The following is a 19,240-nucleotide window of genomic DNA, read 5'->3' on the forward strand; positions in this document are numbered from 1 at the left end:
GCTGACTGGTACTAATAGATTGAGGGCTTTACTTATAAATAGTGAACCAAATTAAAATGGTAGTCACTAGACGGTAGCAACAAACTTCAATCAATGAATTATCTAATGTGTAATATACAATATCTACACTTCTATGTGGTTTTCAGAGTACAAGCTCTGACAGATTCAGTGGCGATAGCTACGAGGGTCCACCTGTTCCCATCTCGAACACAGTAGTTAAGCTCGTAAACGCCGAAAGTACTTGGCTGGAAGTGGCCTGGGAGGATAGGTAGTCGCTGATTAATGAAAATAAAAGGTCGTGTCGAAAGACACGGCCTTTTATTTTTGTTACTCTAACGAGTAACAATCTGTTCAGGCGCTTCCAAGAGGAGCTATTAGTAAGAGTATCTCAATAGGTAGAGGTACAATAGAAGCGGCGTGGAATAAATAGTGAACCCCATTTGAAGGAGCGCTAGCGACGCGCAAATGGGTGTGAATCTTTTAGTTCGCAGCGTAAAATTCTTCGGAGAAGAATTCACAGCTGACGAACAGATAGGAGAGGATACAGTATTTTAGTTTATTCGCTTCTACCTATCCGACCAGAAGCTGGGAATAAGTAGTGAACCGACTTTGAAGGACCAAAGGGACGCGCAAAGTCGTGTGAATCTCTTAGTTCGGGGCGTAAGATTTCTCGGAGAGAAATCCCCAGCATCCGAACAGACGTATTTAAAACGTACTAAGTGCGACGCACAAATGGGAGTGAATCTTTTAGTTCGCAGCGTAAAATTCTTCGAAGAAGAATTCACAGCTGACGAACAGATAGGAAAGAATGCAGTATTTTAGTTTATTCGCTTCTACCTATCCGACCACAGCATCCGAACAGATGTATTTAAAATATTTATATAGTTGACATCAACTTAGGTTGGTGTCTTTTTTGTTTATAACGCTCTATCTTCTTTATACCTTACAAAAATTTTACAATTCATAATTCTAATACGCTTAACTATCTTCTCACATTCGTGGTATACTGATAGTAAAGACTTTGTAAATTATCAAAGATTTGTAAAATATATTCTTATGGGAGGTAAGAAGAATGTCATTGCAGGAAGTATTAGAACGGCCTTTAGTTTTAGGCGTTCTGACTGTATCAGATACACGTACTCCAGATACTGATAAAGGTGGCGATACAGTTGTTTCATTGGTAGAGGAAGGAGGCCACATAGTCAAAGTTAGAACCATCGTTCCTGATGATTTTATAAAGATTACGGAAGTATTGCAGCGATGGATTGCCATAGAAAGTTTAGATGGCATAATTTTAACAGGTGGTACAGGGATAGCCAAACGAGATGTCTCTATTGAAGTAGTAGCATCTTTATGCCAGAAAGAAATTCCAGGTTTTGGTGAGCTATTTAGGTATTTTAGTTATACTGAGGATATTGGGACTCGTGCCATTGCTTCTCGTGCTATGGCAGGTGTTTGCGATAATGTATTACTCTTCTCTTTGCCTGGATCTGTGGGCGCTGTTACTTTAGGTATTAATCGATTAATATTACCTGAAATACGTCATTTAGTGTATGAAATCAATAAATAGTAGCGTTTAAAAATATTATTAAAATATATATATTAATTTCACATAATATATATAATGTACTCGTATAAGAATATGGTTTTTGCATACAAGGAACAATAGAAAATAGGTATTTGATGTGCTATAATTAGAACGTGCGTTTATTGTAATTCGTTAAATATTAACGAATCCATCACGAGTTATGGAGGATATTATGGCTTTTCATTTAAAAAGCAAAGAAGAAAAATTTTTCAATATCTTGAACAATCATGTTGAACTGTGCCATGACGCATCCATTCTTATGGAACAGGCGTTTAAAGGTGAGCTAGAAAAAGAGGAAGCACTACGATTAATCGATCAAAAAGAAAAAGAAGCAGATGAATTAGTGAATCAAACAATTGAACGTTTGCGTTCTACCTTCATTACTCCTATGGACCGTGAAGATATTCAATTATTAATTGAACAATTGGATACGACCATCGATAGTATGAAAGATATTATGGATAAAATGTGCATGTACAATGTAGGTCAGCCAACAAAAGGGGCTATTCGTTTGATTGAAATTGTACAAAAATGCTTGAAACATATTACTAAGTCAATTTCCTACATGAACAGTTTGAAAAAAAATCATGTAAAAGTAGAAGGGCGTGTATTAGAAGTACTTCGCTTAGAAGAAGAAGCTGATGCTGTGTACCATGAAGAAATGGCTGTATTATTTAGAGATTGTAAAGATCCTATTGAAATAATCAAGTGGAAGGAAATCCTTAACTCCATGGAAGACGTAATTGATGGTTGTGAGGATTTGGTTGGTACATTCCGCCGGGTAGTCTTGAAGTATGCTTGATCATTGGTTTGTGTGGCTAGTGGTGTTTTTAGCCCTAGCGTTTGACTATATTAATGGTTTCCATGATACGGCTAATGCTATTGCTACATCCGTTTCAACACGCGCTATAGATCCTAAAAAAGCGGTTATGATGACGGCGGTGCTCAATTTTATTGGGGCCCTTGTTAGTACAGGGGTTGCTAAGACAATTGGTGGTGATTTGGTTACCTCTGCGAGCCTAATTAATGCTGAAGTTATTAGTGCTGCTTTGTTAGGGGCGATTATTTGGAATCTTGTGACCTGGTGGTATGGGATTCCTAGTTCTTCATCCCATGCCTTAATTGGTGGGGTAATCGGTGCCGTTATGGTGTCCGTAGGCTATGAAGCATTGAATTTTAGCGGTATAGGTCGTATTTTCTTATCTCTAGTATTATCGCCTATTATTGCTATGGTGTTAGGCTATATAATTATGCACATTTTGCTTTTGTTATTCGGCCGTTTTTCACCAATTACCTTGAATGACCGATTCCGCAATATGCAATTATTATCTGCTACGTTAATGGCATTCTCCCATGGCTCCAATGATGCGCAAAAAGCGATGGGGATTATTACCTTAACTTTACTGAGTGGTGGTTACATTGATACCTTAGATGTACCTACTTGGGTAAAAATTGCTTGTGCATCCGCTATGGCTTTAGGTACGGCTGCCGGTGGCTGGCGTATTATTAGTACTATGGGGACTAAAATTTTTAAATTAGAAACTATCAATGGTTTCGCAGCTGACTTAAATTCAGCTATTACCATTTTTACTGCTACATTCTTACATTTACCAGTATCTACGACACATGTAGTGAGTGGTTCTATTATGGGTGTAGGCACAGCTAAACGTGTAAAAGCAGTTAACTGGGGTGTAGCTCGCTCCATGGTATTAGCTTGGTTCGTAACGATTCCGTTGAGTGCTATTATGTCGGGCATTGCGTTTTTGATTATTGATGCAGTTCGTTCAATTATATAATAATTAGCGGAATTGTAGTGTTTATATATCTAATCTATGTAAAAGTTTATAATTAACTACATATTTTACAAAAACACTCTTAAATGAGTTATATATTATCTACATTACTGATGACATTGACTAAAAACTACTGTAATACTAGGAATTATGGTGTGAATTTTGTATAGTTCTCTTTAGCAAAATTGGCAATATGTTGTTGCATTTCCTGCAACTATTGACTATAATGTAGATGAACAGAAAAATGCTCAGAATACGAGCATTTTTTTATGACTGCAAAGTATACTAAGATTGTAATGTTCATTAGAATAATTATAAAATCGAATTATTTCGAAATGGTTTGTATTAGGTATTAGGGGGCAGTTATGAAACTTAACCAAGCAACTGATTATGCATTCCGTATGGTATTGCATATGTCACTCTTGCCAAATGGGACAAAAATTACTGGCGGAGAGTTGGCAAAAGCACAGAAAATTCCTGATCGATTCTTGTTGAAGATTATGAGAAATCTGATTTCAGGCAACATCATGCAGTCCTTCCGTGGGGTGGATGGAGGCTTTGCTTTAGCACGTAAGCCAAAAGATATTACTTTGCTAGATGTTATTGAAGCTGTAGAAGGGGCAACGTATTTACAACGTTGCTTATACGATAATGAAACCTGTTCCCGTGGTTGTCACGGTAATTGTTCCGTCCAAGAGCGCTTTTGTCAAATTCAACACAATTTGATTAAAGACTTGCAGGCGGTAGACTTTGAATCGTTGGCTAAGCGTGAACGAGAAATTCATTTACAGAGAGTCTGTCCATCTAAGGCGCAAGCGCGCGATTAATAAGTGAGGAGGTTTTAAGTATGATGGAAGCATTACTGTTAGCTCGATGGCAATTTGCCTTGACATCGATCTATCACTGGCTGTTTGTTCCTGTGACACTAGGGATGACAGTAGTCGTAGCAATTCTTGAAATTACCTACGTAAGCACTAACAATGAAGTGTACAAAAAAATGGCAAAGTTCTGGGGGAAATTATTTTTAATCAATTTTGCCATGGGTGTCGTAACTGGTATCGTACAGGAGTTCCACTTCGGTATGAACTGGGCTGAATATTCCCGTTTCATGGGGGATATCTTTGGTGCTCCTTTAGCACTTGAAGCGTTGACCGCATTCTTCCTTGAATCCACCTTTATGGGTGCTTGGATTTTTGGTTGGGACAAATTATCTGCTAAAGCGCATGCTGTAGTTGCTGTATTAGTAGCAATTGGTACTAACTTATCCGCTTTCTGGATCTTAGTAGCAAGCTCCTTTATGCAACATCCAGTGGGCTATGTAATTCGCAATGGTCGTGCCGAAATGGAAAATTTTGGAGTTATCTTATCTAATGGGTACGTACCAGGTCAATATGCTCACATTTTCTTTGATGGTTTGATGACGGCTGGTGTTATTATTGCAGCTGTTAGTGCTTGGCATTTACTTCGTAATAATGCTGTAGATTTCTACAAACGTTCCATTAAATGGGGGTTAGTATTCACCCTCATTGGTGGTGTTTTAGTAATGGGTGCTGGTCATTTACATGGCCAATATGTTACTAAAGTACAGCCAATGAAAATTGCGTCTGTAGAAGGCCTTTGGGAAACAACTAAGGGAGCTCCATTTAGCTTATTTGCTTCCATTGATGAAAAAAATCAAACTACAAATAGCGCTATTGAAATCCCAGGTTTATTGAGCTTTGTAGCTACTGATGATTTCAATGGTGAAATGAAAGGTATGAAAGACCTTCAAAAAGCTGATGAAGAAAAATATGGCCCTGGCGACTATGTACCACATGTAACTTCCATGTACTGGTCTTTCCGTGCCATGGTATTCTCTGGCATTTTAATGTTCTTAGTAGCTATCGTAGCTTTTGCTATGAATCGTGCTGGCAAGTTAGAAACTTCGAGCGGTATGCTTAAAACTGTATTCTGGATGTTACCATTTGCTTACATTGCTAATGCAACTGGTTGGTATGTGGCTGAAATGGGTCGTCAACCATGGATTGTTTACGGCTTGCAGAAAACAGCTGATGGCGTATCTAGCACAGTAACGGCTGGTGAAGTTTGGACAACCATTATTGGTTTCTCCGCTGTATATATCTTAGCTGCTATCGCTGCTTTATACTTAGCTGTGAAACACATTAAAAAAGGTCCAGAAGGCAATCCATCTCAGGATATTAGAGAGGAGGCAGCATTATGGAAGTAATTTTACAGAATTTAGACGTAGTGTGGTTCATCCTCGTATGTGTATTATTTGCAGGATTCTTCACACTTGAAGGGTTTGATTATGGCGTTGGGATTTTGCTTCCATTCTTAGGTAAAAACGATGTTGAACGTCGTCAGATGATCAACACAGTAGGTCCTGTATGGGACGGTAACCAAGTTTGGATGATTACTGCTGGTGGTGCAACGTTCGCATCCTTCCCACATGTATATGCTACTTTATTTAGTGGTTTCTATTTAGCGTTATTCTTAATGCTAGCGGCTTTAATTGCTCGTGGCGTTGCTTTTGAATTCCGCAGTAAAGATAAATCCTTAGCATGGCGTAAAACATTTGACTATTGCATTTTCTTTGGTTCCTTAATCCCAGCTCTTCTTTGGGGCGTTACTGTTGGTAACTTAATTCAAGGTACACCAATTGATGGTCAAATGAATTTCGTAGGTGGCTTCTTCGATTTACTTAGCCCTTACACAATTTTTTGTGGTTTAGCATTTATCTTGGTATTCGTTTACCATGGTGCTTTGTATACCGCTATTAAAACAGTGGGACCTATTGCAGAACGCGCTCGTGCTACTGCATTAGTAGAAGGTGTTATCACTGCTGTAGGCGCTCTTGTATTGGTAGGTGCTACTTACTACTACACTGATTTATTCAACAGCATGATTGCTACAGTAGCCTTTGCACTTTGCATTGTGTTCTTCCTTCTTTCCTGGGGCTTCACACGTGTGCGTCGTCCAGGTGTTGGTTTTACATTTAGCTGCTTAAGCATCATCTCTGTAACAGCTGCTTACTTTGCTGGTTTATTCCCACGTATCATGGTTTCCAGCTTGAATCCAGCTTGGAGCTTAACTGTTAAAAATGCAGCATCTTCTGAATACACCTTAACTTTGATGACGATTGTAGCACTTATCTTTGTGCCAATCGTATTGATTTACCAAGGTTGGACATACTGGACGTTCCGTCATCGTATCGGTCCTGATGACTTGCATTATTAATTACATACTTTGTAATGCTAATTTAGCAATTACAGACTCAAAAAGCGTGCCTTTGGGCACGCTTTTTATAGTACTCTTATCAAGGGACTTTAGTTTATGGTATGATAAAAAGTAGATATACTATTAAAACTTTGAAACTATCTTTTGCTGGTAAAGATGATTAATTTAAACTGAGTATGATTAATTTAGAAGGATTGGTTTCAAAAGTAGTTTCTAAGTAGAAATTTTGTGAACCCATTGAGAGGAGATGTCCGTATGAGTACATATAAAAGTATTGCTTTTGCTAACGATAATCGTAAGCGTTTTGTAACCTTGCGTCGTGATTTACATCAGCATCCAGAACCAGGTTGGTTAGAATATCGTACGGCCGCTATAGCCGCTGATAGATTGACAGAACTTGGTTATGATTTAAAAGTAGGTAAAGAGGTTATTCAACCCGAATCTCGTATGGGTCTTCCTAGTGAAGCTACTATGAAAGCCGCTATGGATCGAGCTATAGCTGAAGGGGCTAATCCTAAATGGGTTGAAGCTATGGGTTATGGCTTTACCGGCCTAGTAGCCACTTTACATATTGATGAAGAGGGGCCTGTAGTGGCTTTTCGAGCCGATATTGACTCTAATGATGTGGTAGAAGCAACGACAGATGACCATTTACCAGCTAAAGAAGGATTTGTGTCTCAGCATGATAAAGCCATGCATGCGTGTGGTCATGACGCCCATTTAACAATGGCATTAGGCCTAGCAGAGTATATTATGAGCCATAAAGATAAGTTACATGGTACGTTTAAGTTAATTTTACAACCTGCTGAGGAAGGCGTTCGAGGTGCGAAAGCCATGCGTGATGCTGGTGTTGTAGATGATGTGGATATTTTCTTTGGTATGCATATTGGTATTAACAAAGCTATTGCGAATTGTTTAGCTTGTATGAACTATGGTTTTTTAGCTACCACTAAATTGGATGTAGAGTTTAAAGGTTATTCTTCTCATGCAGGCGCTTCCCCAGAGTTAGGGAAGAATGCTTTGTTAGCTGCTTGTACAGCTGCATTAAATTTACAGGCAATTTCTCGTCACTCCAAAGGGAACTCTTGCATTAACGTAGGGGTGTTAAATGCAGGCACGGGCCGTAATGTAATTCCAGATAGAGCATATTTACAGATTGAAACTCGTGGTGAAACAGGGGAAATTAACGAATATATTTGTAAGCGTGCGTATGAAGTGTTACAGGGCGCAGCTGCTATGTATGATAATGAAGTGGTTATTAAAGAGATGGGCAGTGCGCCAGCTTGTGTAAACTCTGAAGAGTTAGCTAAAGAAGTGCAAGTCTTAGCTACTGATATGGGCTTATTCCGTGAGGTACCACTTAGCAATACTGGTGGTGGTAGTGAAGATTGTGCTTATTTCTTAGAACGGGTCATTGAAAAAGGTGGTAAAGGCACCTATATGATTTTAGGGTCTGATATAAAAGCGCCACATCATAATCCTCGGTTTGATATTGATGAAACGGATATGATTAATGGCATTGCTTTTGCAGGGGCATTAGTTGAAAAATATTTAACTAATACTAAATAATAAGATGAGTTTAAAATAAAGAAGCTCCACAATTAAGGTATACAGCTAATTGTGGAGCATTTTTGTTGTATTGGATTAGAGTAGTCTTTTATATAAACTGTTTGTAGTTTATATGAATCGCTTTGTTTGTAAATACATAACTCGCCAAATATATAATATACCAGCTAAGCCTACGCCACCTAATAAGCCAAGCCATACGCTATAGGGGCCTAAATCAGTAAGATATATGAAACTTAAGGCAATAGGGATACAAGCACCCCAGTAAGTGGCTATAGCTATTTTAGAGATAATCGCCACATCTTTATAAGCCCGTAGAATTCCTTGGACAGGAGTTCCAAAGGCATCAATAATAATAAAGAACGCTGCATAGCTCATAAAGGATGCAATAATATCTACCATGGCAGGGTCATTGGTGTAAAAACTTGCGAAGAGTGGTAAATGAGTAAAAATTACTAGGCTCATAAGGGCCGCTATAGTTAGAGCAGTACCCCTTGCGATGTATGACATGATTTTAGCTTCTTTATAGGCCTTAGCACCTACTTGGTAGCCTACTACAATAGTACTAGCCATGCTGATACTGAGGGGAATTCCATAGAATAGATTAACAAAGCTAATAGCCGCCTGATGGGCCGCTATTACTTGTGTACCGTAATACGTAATAGCTAAACCAGCTAAACTAAAAATACTACTTTCACAAAAGACAGCGACCCCAATAGGGAGACCAATTCGTAATTGTTCACGAAGAGGGAGCCACTGTAAGGACCATCGTTGTTTTAGAAGTTTGTATTGGGTGAACGGTTGTTTATATAGCAAAAGGCCTAAATAGGCAAGACAATTAAACCAATACGCAATGGCTGTAGCAATACCGGCACCTAAACCACCTAAGGCAGGTAGGCCGAAGTGGCCTAAGATTAAAGCGTAGTTTAGGGAAATATGAATGATTAGGCCTATGCTCATAATTATCATAGAATAACGTGTATATCCATGGCAGTCTACAGTATTGCGAAGGGTACAGGTTAGGATGAGTGGTGGCAGGGCAAAGGCAATGGCTTTCATATATTGTAAACAAATTTCATAGGCGGCTGGCTCTAAGGCAAGATATTGCAGGAGTGGTTTCAGAAATAAAATGCCACTTATAATTAAGAGGGCACTAAAAAAGAGCGCTAACCATATACCATGAATAATAACCGTAGGTATATTTTCTTCTTTGTGAGCGCCTAATAATTGCGCTATAATGGGGGCAATACCGAGTAGAATACCCAGGATACCGTAGTAACAGGCAATCCAAATATTAAAACCTACGGAAATACCGGCCACATCGGTTGTGCTATATTGACCGGTCATGACGACCGAAAAAAAGGAGCCGCCAGTTAAGGCAAATTGGGTAATAATAATGGGAACCGTTAGTTGAATAAAGCTTATTATTTTATGATACATAGATACTTTAGTATTCATGGGGTACTCCTTTCGTATATCAATAAGATTAATAAAAAAACATCAAACACTCTATCTTCAATGGCCTACGATAGAGCATTTGATGTTATTTCTTTTATCCGGCGACAAAAGTCATCAAGGTATGAATTTGTAATAAATTGTATAACCTATTTGAACTATTTAAATTATTAAAATTATACAAACTATTTAAACGATATATACCGTATGAGTTTAATAGGCAATACATATAAAACTGTTATGTAGTCTAACATTATACATAGCTAATGTCAAGTTGCTTGTTTTTTTTGTTTTGAATGAACCATACGCGCCAGGTGAAAAGCATGGCGGCAATTAGAGTACTGCCTAAGAGACCAATCCAAATGGCATAAGGGCCATAATTAAAAATAAAGGTAAAGATAGCTGCAATGGGAATACTGGTTCCACAGAAGCTTGATAAAGCGATGATAGAAATAATACGCACATCTTTATAACCGCGGAGAATTCCTTGGATAGGAGTTCCTAGGGCATCAATAACGGTGAAGAAAACAGCATAGCTTAAGAAACTACCAATTAAATCTACCATATTAGGATCATTCGTGTAGTAGCCAGCAATGGTAGGTAGATGGGTAAAGGTATATAGGCAAATCGTCATGGCTAAGACTACAGCTAAACCACGAGCGATATAGGAATAGACTTTAGCATCTTGCAGTTGCTTAGCACCTACAGCATAGCCTACGGTAATAGTAGCAGCAATGCCAATACTTAAAGGGACGCCATAGAAGAGGGAGGTGAAACTTAGGGCCGCTTGATGAGCAGCAATAATACTAGTGCCATAGGCGGTGGCGGCAATGCCGGCTAAACTAAAAATACTGCTTTCGGCAAAAATGGCTAGACCAATGGGTATACCCAGTCGTAATTGCTCTTGAATATATGTTAAGTCAAAGGTGAAGGGGTGAAGGAACAGACGGTACTCCTTGAAGGGCTTGCCTAGAATTAATACGCATAAAAAGGCTAAAAAATTGAACCAATAGGCAATAGCCGTAGCAATACCAGCGCCTAAACCACCAAGGGCGGGAAAGCCAAAGTGGCCTAGAATAAGGGCATAATCTAAGAAAATATGAAGGCCTAAGCCACAGAGTATGATATACATAGTATAGTGTGTATAGCCGTGGCAATCTAAGGTATTTCTTAGGACACAAGTTAAAATAAGGGGGAAAAGGCCGACGGCAATAGCTTTTAAATATTGCCAACATACTTCATAGGCGGTGGGCTCTAGTTGTAGTTGTGTTAAAATAGGATCTAACACGGTAAGGCCTAATAGTATCATTAAGAGAAAGAAACAGACCGATAAGATGAGCCCATGATAGATGATAGTAGGAATGTTATCTTTTTCTTTGGCTCCCAGTAGTTGGGCAATAATAGGTGAAATGCCAAGATGGATGCCAATGATGCCATAGTAGCAGGCTGTCCATAAATTAAAGCCGACGGAGATGCCCGCTAAATCTACCGTACTGTATTGACCTGTTAATACAACGGACACGAAGGAGCCCCCAGTAATGGCAAATTGTGTTAATATAATAGGAATGGTTAAGGCGATAAAATGTTTAATTTTATTAAATGTGTTTAGTTGCTGTATTGTAGTCATATATGTTACCTCAAAAAAAGCATCAAATTATCTATCTTCTATGACCTACGATAGATTCTTTGATGCTACATACCTATATCCGGTGACTTAGGTATGGCTTTGTTAGTGATTCAATTAATAATTCGATTAATAATTACTCTATTTTTACTGTAACATAGAATATAAGAAAAGTCTATATGGTATGCCTATAGGGCATATGATAAATTTGAAAAGACAGTGTTTAATTCACTTACTGGGATAACCTAAAAAACGACCTATCTTTGATAGGTCGTTTTAGTTATATAAGTTGTCCTAGCGAATACGTAGTATGTTAATTGTATTCATACTTGAGTTACTTATATTTATTATTTAGTTGCTTCAATAATAATTTGGGTAGCTAAGCGCGCTGAATTATATAAATCTTGTTCGAGTAAGCATTCATCTTTCGTATGCACATTAGTCATGCCAACGCCAAGTACCGCCGTTGGTACGCCATAAGCATTGAAGAAACTAGCATCACTACCACCGCCAGATTCAACAACATTTACAGGGAAGCCTAATGTTTCGGCCGCTTTACTAGCTAGTTTAATCGTTTCAGAATCAACAGCTAAATCAAATGGATCGTAAGCTGGTAGAACTTTTACATCTACGGTTGTATTAGTTTCTTTAGCGCCAGCTTCAAAAATAGCCACTACATCAGCAGTCAATTTGTCTAGTTTAGCTTTATTACGGCTACGGGTTTCTAATAAAATAGTTGCTTCGTCAGCTACGATATTGGTAGCACGGCCGCCACTAATGGTACCGATATTGCAGGTTGTTTCTTCATCAAGTCGACCTTGTGGCAATTTAGTAAGCATATGACCGGCCGCTACGATGGCATTTATCCCTTTTTCAGGGGCGTTACCGGCATGAGCTGCTTTGCCAGTAATAACGGCACGCACTTTATTTTGGCCTGGTGCTTTGTGTACAATACGACCAGGGGCGCCAGACGTATCAAATGTAAAGCCTAATTTAGCTTTTAACAAGGAAGAATCCATGTTTTTAGAGCCATTTACACCACCTTCTTCAGCAATCGTAAATACGACTTGAATATCGCCATAAGGAAGGTCTTTTTCTTTAATGACGCGAAGGGCTTCTAAAATAGCCACTACGCCAGCTTTGTCGTCACCACCTAAGATAGTAGTACCATCAGAGGTAATGAGACCATCTTTTAGTTGAGGTTTGATATTGGCACAAGGTTCTACGCAGTCCATGTGAGCTGTTAGCATAATCATAGGGGCTTCAGGGACAGTGCCTTTCCGTGTGGCTACTAAGTTGCCCGTATTGCCACCTAGCTTTTCACCGGCATTATCTTCTACTACGGTGAAACCAAGATCTTCTAAACGCTTGGTAAGTAAATCGGCTACCACTCGTTCATTTAAAGTGGAGCAAGGAATTTGAACAAGCTCAAAGAATTCATCAAGGACACGTTTTTCTTGAATCATGAGAACCTCCTTAAGAGAAAATATATAGAAATAGATAAAGAGAACAACTTAGTACCTAATTTATATAGTAGTTAACTGTTACGTAGTAGGTAAGCGCCTAATACTACGTAGTAGCGGTTGGAATATGTAGAATATTAGAATAAGATTAAGAATGTAATAACCCCAGCTAGCATAGGAATAATATTGCGTTTGGCTAATTCCATAGGGCTTACTTTAGCTAAGGTGGCGCAGATAATAGCGGCACCGGCTACCGGCGAGGTAGAGCGGCCAATGGCGCCTGAGATTTGGGCCAAGGAACCAAGGTCTACCATATTCATACCAAAGCTAGCAGCATGTGGTGTAATCGCTCCGTTGAAGGCAAGGGCCGCCGCATCACCAGACCCGCAGAGGATAGCGATGATGAAAGGTCCAAAGCTACCAGCGATTTTAGCAATCGATTCAGAATCTTTCATGTAAGTTAATAAAGCATCCGTAAGGCCCATAGCTTGCATACCTTGCGTGAAGACCGCCGCAGCAATGATAAGCCCGATAATGCTACCATAGGCTTCGCCCATGCCCTTAAAGAAGTCTTTAGTTACTTCTTGTGGATTAGCACGGGCAATGAGTAAGGCAAGGACGCAACCGATAATCATAGCGGCTGGTACGCTTACTTTAGGAATGCCCATAGCTTTAATCATTGGTAGATTTAAGTTTGTTACTACTAAGATTACCAATGGGATAATAGGGGCTAAGGCCTTTAATGGATTGATTTTAAGTTTAGCTGTTAAGGACGCATCTCCTTGTTCGGCTAAGGCTTGTTGACGAGCCTTATTAGGCCCTTCTTTTTTCACGGCTGCCACTAAGGTAAGGGCAATAGCGACTACAAAGGACGCAATAATAGCAGGTACCGCTGTTTCTAGCACAACGTACATTACATCGACGCTAGCCATTTTAGAGATAAAAGCGACATGGGTGTTACCCGGGCTAATTGTACTCCCCCAGGTACCTGCTAATACAGCGGCACCAGCCATGGCTGGATGTACACCAGCGGCAATTAACGCAGGAATCAAAATGCTGCCAATAGCAGCGGCTGCCCCAGCTGCACTTGTTACGGCAATGTTAAGCCACCAAGTAATGAGCATGGCTAACGGAATAATAACAGCATGGCTTTTGGAAATGAGTCCGGAGAGCGCATGAACTAAATGCTGATCACATTCCGTGTGTTTCATAACGAAGGCAAAGCCCATAACAGCACAAATGGTAGGAACTAATGTGCCATGAACCATGGTTTTCACAAAAGCATCCATAAATTGGCCCATCACACCACCAATCAAGCACATCAAAGCACCTGCGATGAGTAAAACTGTACGTGTTTCATACTTCCGAATGATGGCGGCAAAGGCGACGATAACGATGACTCCGCCTAATAGTTGCATCATAGGTAAATACCTCCTTGAAAATAAAAACCGCTTACTATATAACATGGTATAATACTAATATAGATGAAAATCAGAAAAAATACTATGAAATTATGTAAAATTATAATTTTAATTATATCAATTTCACATACTATATGATTTTTTTATAAAAAGGAGCGAATTATGAGCACTATGGAGGGACAGTGCACCTGGGCTGGACGCAGTGAATTAGAGCAACTATATCATGATACCGAGTGGGGTGTACCGGTTCATGAGGATGATAAATTATTTGAAATGCTAATTTTAGAGGGCATGCAAGCTGGTTTGAGTTGGACTATTGTAATTAAGCGCCGTGAAGCTATGCGTGAAGCCTTTGATGGGTTTGATGTGGCTACGTTAGCACAATATACACCTGAAAAGGAAGCGGCATTGTTGCAAAATCCGAATATTATTCGCCATCGTTTAAAAGTAGCAGCGTTACGTAAAAATGCAGTGGCTTTTCAGCGTGTACAAGCTGAGTTTGGTTCTTTCGACGCGTATATTTGGCATTTTACAGAGGGGAAGACTATAATCGGTCATTGGCAAAATCAAGCAGAGGTACCAGCTAGTATACCGTTAGCGGAAACAATTAGTAAGGATTTGAAAAAGCGAGGTTTTACTTTTGTAGGGCCTACTATTATATATTCATTTTTACAGGCTATTGGTATAGTTAATGATCATATCGTAACTTGCCCTGTTTATAAGTGCTTAGTAGCTAATACGGAAGCTAATATATAGGTTGGTAAAGGTTTGGTAAAGGCTTGGCGTAAGCCGTTAGAGAGAGTTATTTCAAAGGTTAGGAGGTAGTATGGAGTATTTTAATTATGCTTATGACCATGGACATATTCAGTTTAGTCAGTATATCTATCGTATTGGCACATATCATTATAATTGGCATCCTGAAATTGAAATTCTTGTTGTCTTACAAGGGGCTGTTGAAGTATGTCACGACAGTGAATATACGAATTTAGGGGTGAATGATATTATTATGTTGCCACCGCAATGTGGTCATGCTACCTTGGCTTTAGAGCCCGATACGATAGCCATGGTTTTGCATCTACATCCTACTATGTTGGCCCAATATGAAGCGGTGTTTCGCCAGTCCACATTCTTTCTGGCTACCGATACAGCTACACGGGATTTACCTATATATGTAGCTTTACGTGAACAATTAGGTTGTTTGATTTTAGCCTTAGCGACGATGGAAAGAGATAAGTCTAGCCGTGATAATTTGGGGAAGGGGCAAGCTCGTTGCAATCCTAGTAATGCATGGATTGATAGGCCTAATTTAAGAATTGAGCATTTATTTTTACAAGTATTAGAAACTTTGACCACAATTTTACTGCCTCATACTCATGAACCACAAGGCAATCCAGTGGCTTTGCAGCAGGAGGCGACATTTGAAAAGATGATTACCTATATAGATAAACATTATAAAGAAGCTATTGCCTTAGGGGATATAGCCACTATTGGAGGCTATACTGAGAGCTATGCTTCCCAATTTTTTAAACGACAATTGGGTATATCCTTTAAAACGTATGTATTGCGGATGCGACTTCGTGAAGCGGCCGTGCAATTAGTGAATACGAAGCAACAAGTGGTGGATATAGCTAATCAGTGCGGTTTTTCCGATGTGAAGGCCTTTAATACGGCTTTTCGAAAGCATTTTCATACTACGCCCTCAGAGTATCGACGAATTGCTACGCAAGTAGAGCGTCAAACGATGATGGATAATTGGAAGGAGTATATTGCTGTTGATGATGAGACTATTGGTCAACGTTTGAAGGCCTATGTGGCAGATGTGGCGACCTTGAAAGGTGACCAGGTGCATGAACAGTCTTTATCTCTTGCAACAGTGCAACAGATTAAAAGCCAATTAGAAGATGCACTGACAACCTTAGCAAAGGTATGTCCACTGGATAAAATGTAGATTTTTGATACTATCTAATAAAAAGAGAATAGGGCGTTTTTGTAGATGAAAAGAGCGCCCATACTATACCTTGAATATAAGAATATCCATAAAATGGCTAGCTTTAGAGACTATAAGGCTAGTCGTTTTTTTATATACATTTATACGAAGTTTCATTAAAAGTACTAAAAAAGAAGCTAAATGAAAATTATTTTCATAGCATAAATTGGATAGCTGATTTTGGATATATGCGTATAATGAAATTATCGAATGCATTCACAGTATCACCAACGTGTATAAGTTAACGAGAGGAGTTCTTTATGGATGGTGTTATTGTAACGTTAGTTTTATTAGTTTTTGCCATTATTATGTTTGTATGGGAAAAAATTCCCTTATCGATTACGGCTATGACCGTAGCGGTGTGTTTAACCTTGACGGGGGTATTAACCCCAAAAGAAGCCTTTTTAGGTTTTGTCGATTCTAATGTGTTATTATTTATGGCTATGTTCATTGTAGGGGCCGCCTTTTTTGAAACTGGTGTAGCGCATGCCGTAGGGGGCTTAGTGAATCGCTTTGCTAAGACAGAACGGCATGTAATTATTGCTGTCATGGTAATTACTGGCACCATGTCGACCTTTTTATCCAATACAGGTACAACGGCGGTACTAATTCCCGTAGCCATGGGCTTAGTTCAACGGACAGGGATTAAAGCGACTAAGTTATTAATGCCCTTAGCCATTGCTGCTTCCGCTGGTGGTAATGTAAGTTTAATTGGGTCCCCAGGGAATATGATTGCTCAGTCTGGCTTGGCGCAACAGAATTTAGCCTTTGCTTTCTTCGATTATGCCTTAGTTGGTTTGCCGGTGCTCTTAGTAGGGATTGCCTATTTTGCTTTAATTGGCCACAAATTACTACCCGAAGAGCCAACACATCAAGTAGATACGGAATATAATACAGAAGCTGATTATAGTAAGGTTGCTAAATGGCGTAAAGTGATTGCCGCTGCCACCTTGGTAGGCACGGTACTAGGCATGATATTTGAATCTCAATTAGGTATTAAGTTACATGTTATTGCTTGGATTGGTGCACTTATTCTAGTAGCGACGCGTACGATTTCAGAAAAAGTAGCTGTTAATGCTATTGATATGAAAACAATTCTATTGTTTGTCGGTTCCTTGGCATTGGCACAAGCGCTTGTAAAAACAGGGGCTGGGGTGATGATTGCAGATACCATTATTAAGAGTTTAGGCGATAATCCATCACCGTTTGTATTGCTCGCTGTAGTATTTATCATTGCGGCCGTGTTAACACAGTTTATGTCAAATACAGCTACAACCGCTTTATTAGTACCTATTGGGCTAGCTTTGGCACAGCAAGTTGGGGCAGATCCGAAGGCGGTGCTTATGGCGACCGTAATTGGGGGTTCTGTAGCGTTTGCTACGCCGATTGGCTGTCCACCAAATACAATGGTTTATAATGTGGCTGGTTACAGCTTTATGGATTATGTAAAAGTAGGCGGCCCGTATTTAATTCTCGCTGCTATTACTTCATTGATTTTATTACCAATTTTCTTCCCATTTTATCCGTAAGTACAGTTTATTTTTAAGGAGGCCATTATGGAAAAGGTTACTCAGAGTCAGGAAATGACTCGCATTATTGCAGATTTTGTAGGCTATATGTCTAAAGTATTGCCAGATGATGTGGATGCTAAAATTAAGGAATTAGCTGCTGATGAAAAGAACCCATTAGCTAAAACTATTTATGATACTATGCACACAAATATGGAGCTGGCTAAAGAATTGAGTCGTCCTTCTTGCCAAGATACAGGGGTATTACAATATTGGGTAAAATGTGGGGCTAACTTCCCATTGATTGGTGAATTGGAAAGCATTTTACGAGAAGCGACCTTGACAGCAACACAAGAAACTCCATTACGTCACAATAGTGTTGAAACATTTGACGAATTTAATACAAAAAAGAATATTGGTTTAACAGCACCGTATGTATTTTGGGATATTGTTCCCAATCGTGATGATGTAGAGATTTTCCCATACATGGCTGGTGGCGGTTGCTCCTTGCCTGGTAGTGGTAAAACCTTAATGCCTGGTGAAGGGTATGAAGGGGTTGCTAAATTTGTCCTTGATTTGATGACTTCCTATGGTTTAAATGCATGCCCACCATTGTTGGTTGGTGTTGGTATTGCTACGTCCATTGATACAGCGGCACTCTATTCTAAAAAAGCTCTTATGCGCCCTGTAAGTTCAAAAAATCCAAATGAAAAAGCAGCTTATATGGAACAATTATTAGAGGATGGTATTAACTCGCTTCACTTAGGACCACAAGGTATGGGTGGCGACAAATCTGTTATGGGGGTAAACATTGAAAATGGTACCCGCCATCCGTCTGTATTGAGCGTAGCCGTTAACGTAGGCTGTTGGAATCATCGTCGTGGTCATTTAGTATTTACTAAAGATGGTAAATGTACTGTATTATCTCATAGTGGGGTGGCATACTAATGGAAAAGAAAATTTTAACAACACCAATTTCAGCTAAAGATCTTGAAGGCATTAAAGCAGGCGATATTATTTACTTAACAGGTCATATTACGACTTGTCGTGATGTGGCACATCGCCGTTTGATTGAATATGGTCGTGAACTTCCTGTTGATGTACGAGATGGGGCTATTTTACATGCTGGCCCAATTGTCAAAGCGGTTGATGAAGCGAATGACAAATATGAAATGATTTCTGTAGGCCCAACAACAAGTATGCGTATGGAAAAATTCGAATACGATTTTGTAAAACATACAGGGGTACGCCTTATTGTTGGTAAAGGTGGCATGGGGCCTGGTACACAAAAGGCTTGTCAAGAATTTAAAGCGTTACATTTAGTATTTCCTGCGGGCAATGCCGTGTTAGCAGCCACTGAAGTAGAAGAAATTGAACAGGCTAACTGGAAAGAACTAGGTATGCCTGAAACATTATGGACTTGTCGTGTTAAAGAATTTGGCCCTTTAATTGTGTCTATTGATACCTATGGTAACAACTGGTTTGAACAGAAAAAAGTAGAATATAACGAAAATAAAGAAAAGGCCTTGGAAGAAATTTATAAACATGTAAGCTTTATTAAATAAGATAGGTGATGTTTTTTGTTTTAAGGTTAACTT

At 39.3% G+C, this 19,240-nt stretch carries 16 protein-coding genes and 1 rRNA gene; 13 read left to right on the forward strand and 4 right to left on the reverse strand.

Annotation, left to right across the window (positions count from 1 at the left end; genetic code table 11):
* Window positions 1–164: 164 nt before the first annotated feature.
* From rrf to VER_RS06310, 8 genes are all read left to right on the forward strand, one after another.
* Window positions 165–281 (forward strand): 5S ribosomal RNA (rrf, locus tag VER_RS06275).
* Between the two features lie 791 nt (window positions 282–1,072).
* Entirely contained in the window at window positions 1,073–1,570 is a 498-nt protein-coding gene (locus VER_RS06280) for a molybdenum cofactor biosynthesis protein B (RefSeq protein WP_162100016.1), read from the forward strand.
* Between the two features lie 190 nt (window positions 1,571–1,760).
* Window positions 1,761–2,390 (forward strand): DUF47 domain-containing protein, encoded by a 630-nt coding sequence (locus VER_RS06285; protein ID WP_162100017.1) that lies wholly within the window; start codon window positions 1,761–1,763, stop codon window positions 2,388–2,390.
* Complete coding sequence (locus tag VER_RS06290) at window positions 2,383–3,384, forward strand: inorganic phosphate transporter (protein WP_162100018.1); 1,002 nt, start codon at window positions 2,383–2,385, stop codon at window positions 3,382–3,384. The genes VER_RS06285 and VER_RS06290 overlap by 8 nt, the downstream gene beginning before the upstream one ends.
* A gap of 362 nt (window positions 3,385–3,746) precedes the next feature.
* Window positions 3,747–4,208: an Rrf2 family transcriptional regulator gene (locus VER_RS06295; RefSeq protein WP_162100019.1), complete on the forward strand. Its 462-nt coding sequence runs from the start codon at window positions 3,747–3,749 to the stop codon at window positions 4,206–4,208.
* Between the two features lie 20 nt (window positions 4,209–4,228).
* On the forward strand, window positions 4,229–5,608 hold the full coding sequence (locus tag VER_RS06300) for a cytochrome ubiquinol oxidase subunit I (protein ID WP_162100020.1): 1,380 nt from the start codon (window positions 4,229–4,231) through the stop codon (window positions 5,606–5,608).
* Window positions 5,599–6,618, forward strand: coding sequence for a cytochrome d ubiquinol oxidase subunit II (gene cydB, locus VER_RS06305; RefSeq protein WP_162100021.1), 1,020 nt, complete (start codon window positions 5,599–5,601; stop codon window positions 6,616–6,618). Before VER_RS06300 ends, cydB begins: the two co-directional genes overlap by 10 nt.
* A 255-nt stretch (window positions 6,619–6,873) precedes the next feature.
* On the forward strand, window positions 6,874–8,187 hold the full coding sequence (locus tag VER_RS06310; protein WP_162100022.1) for an amidohydrolase: 1,314 nt from the start codon (window positions 6,874–6,876) through the stop codon (window positions 8,185–8,187).
* 108 nt (window positions 8,188–8,295) lie between these two features.
* Here VER_RS06310 and VER_RS06315 read toward each other — a convergent pair whose 3' ends face one another.
* From VER_RS06315 to dcuC, 4 genes are all read right to left on the reverse strand, one after another.
* Entirely contained in the window at window positions 8,296–9,642 is a 1,347-nt protein-coding gene (locus VER_RS06315; protein ID WP_162100023.1) for an MATE family efflux transporter, read from the reverse strand.
* A 250-nt stretch (window positions 9,643–9,892) separates the two neighbouring features.
* The gene (locus VER_RS06320; protein ID WP_162100024.1) at window positions 9,893–11,266 is read right to left on the reverse strand and encodes an MATE family efflux transporter; all 1,374 of its coding nucleotides are present in this window, start codon (window positions 11,264–11,266) and stop codon (window positions 9,893–9,895) included.
* Window positions 11,267–11,610: 344 nt separating this feature from the next.
* Window positions 11,611–12,729, reverse strand: coding sequence for a M20/M25/M40 family metallo-hydrolase (locus VER_RS06325; RefSeq protein WP_162100025.1), 1,119 nt, complete (start codon window positions 12,727–12,729; stop codon window positions 11,611–11,613).
* Between the two features lie 134 nt (window positions 12,730–12,863).
* On the reverse strand, window positions 12,864–14,147 hold the full coding sequence (gene dcuC / locus VER_RS06330) for a C4-dicarboxylate transporter DcuC (protein ID WP_238390164.1): 1,284 nt from the start codon (window positions 14,145–14,147) through the stop codon (window positions 12,864–12,866).
* 162 nt (window positions 14,148–14,309) lie between these two features.
* Here dcuC and VER_RS06335 point away from each other — a divergent pair, with 162 nt between their 5' ends.
* The 5 genes from VER_RS06335 to ttdB all read left to right on the forward strand — a co-directional run bounded on the left by VER_RS06335 (window position 14,310) and on the right by ttdB (window position 19,207).
* Window positions 14,310–14,903 carry a DNA-3-methyladenine glycosylase I gene (locus tag VER_RS06335; protein ID WP_370456472.1) on the forward strand — a complete coding sequence of 198 codons (594 nt, stop codon included), beginning with the start codon at window positions 14,310–14,312 and terminating at the stop codon, window positions 14,901–14,903.
* A gap of 70 nt (window positions 14,904–14,973) precedes the next feature.
* Window positions 14,974–16,095 (forward strand): AraC family transcriptional regulator, encoded by a 1,122-nt coding sequence (locus VER_RS06340; RefSeq protein WP_162100026.1) that lies wholly within the window; start codon window positions 14,974–14,976, stop codon window positions 16,093–16,095.
* A gap of 299 nt (window positions 16,096–16,394) precedes the next feature.
* Window positions 16,395–17,663: an SLC13 family permease gene (locus VER_RS06345; protein WP_162100027.1), complete on the forward strand. Its 1,269-nt coding sequence runs from the start codon at window positions 16,395–16,397 to the stop codon at window positions 17,661–17,663.
* Window positions 17,664–17,690: 27 nt separating this feature from the next.
* Window positions 17,691–18,590, forward strand: a complete 900-nt coding sequence (ttdA, locus tag VER_RS06350) for a L(+)-tartrate dehydratase subunit alpha (protein ID WP_162100028.1) — start codon at window positions 17,691–17,693, stop codon at window positions 18,588–18,590.
* Window positions 18,590–19,207 (forward strand): L(+)-tartrate dehydratase subunit beta, encoded by a 618-nt coding sequence (ttdB, locus tag VER_RS06355; RefSeq protein WP_162100029.1) that lies wholly within the window; start codon window positions 18,590–18,592, stop codon window positions 19,205–19,207. Before ttdA ends, ttdB begins: the two co-directional genes overlap by 1 nt.
* The last annotated feature ends 33 nt before the right edge of the window (window positions 19,208–19,240 follow it).

This window comes from Veillonella sp. R32 (assembly GCF_010093125.1).
Lineage (GTDB): Bacteria > Bacillota > Negativicutes > Veillonellales > Veillonellaceae > Veillonella_A.